The organism is Noviherbaspirillum sp. ST9 (assembly GCF_048799745.1).
In the GTDB taxonomy this organism is placed as follows: domain Bacteria; phylum Pseudomonadota; class Gammaproteobacteria; order Burkholderiales; family Burkholderiaceae_D; genus Noviherbaspirillum.
Genome location: NZ_JBLWFR010000047.1, coordinates 1 through 863, shown reverse-complemented (window position 1 = coordinate 863; position 863 = coordinate 1). Strand labels below are relative to the sequence as shown.

Genomic DNA, 863 nt, shown 5'->3' with positions numbered 1-863 from the left:
ATGGCGACAACGACTTTGGGTATATGTGTGTGGAACGGAATCAAAGACCTTCGCCGGTAACCAGGGGCACAAACGGAGCATGTACCACTCCTGAATTCTACGCCTCCTGGAATGGGAATCATGACGATCCCAGGTTTTCCAGAAAATACCAGTACAGTGACGGCACATGGTTTATGAACGACTCCGAAGGAAGCGTTCCGGCGTCAGATATTGTCCCCAACAGTGGCGGACAGCCATGGTTTCATTTTAACCGGGGAATAATGGTTGGGCCCCAGTACGGGCCGAAGCTTACATCAGGCGGAAAATATGAAATGACTGCTGACGGCAGAATCAAAGTGTCTGCTCTTTATATGGAAAAGAGCACTGAAACACGTATGGACTTCACCCCTGAGTTAAACTTCGATAACCCATCACAGGCTATATTCGCTCAAAATCAGATTAACAGGGGTGTCAGGGTCTTTAAGTTCGAGTATGATCCGGAAGCCGGAAACGGCCCGAGCAAAGTTGACATTCCCCTTTTCCGTCTCGGAGGCATCTACACGATGAGAGCAGAGGCCTATCTTCGCAAAGGAATGACGGCCCAGGCTTTAGCAGATATTAACAGACTGCGGACTTCAAGAAAAAGAGAAGCGCTCTACGGAAATGCTGCGGGAACAGCCATCAATTCAATTGATGAAGCAATTCTTTACAAGGAAATCGGTTACGAGATGTATTGGGAGATGTACAGGCGTCAGCAAATGATCCGTTTTGGCAAGTTCGACCTGCCTTACACGGCAAAACCGGCTTCTTCACCAAACCTGAGGATTTTCCCTATCCCGCAATCCACTATAGACGTAACAAAAGAGATCAAGCAAAACCAGGGA

General features: G+C 48.1%; 1 protein-coding gene. It reads left to right on the top strand.

The window, feature by feature from the left end; translation table 11 throughout:
• Positions 1 to 23: 23 nt before the first annotated feature.
• The coding region (locus ACNOHI_RS24650) for a RagB/SusD family nutrient uptake outer membrane protein (RefSeq protein WP_420477370.1) at positions 24 to 863 on the top strand (840 nt) is incomplete at its 3' end.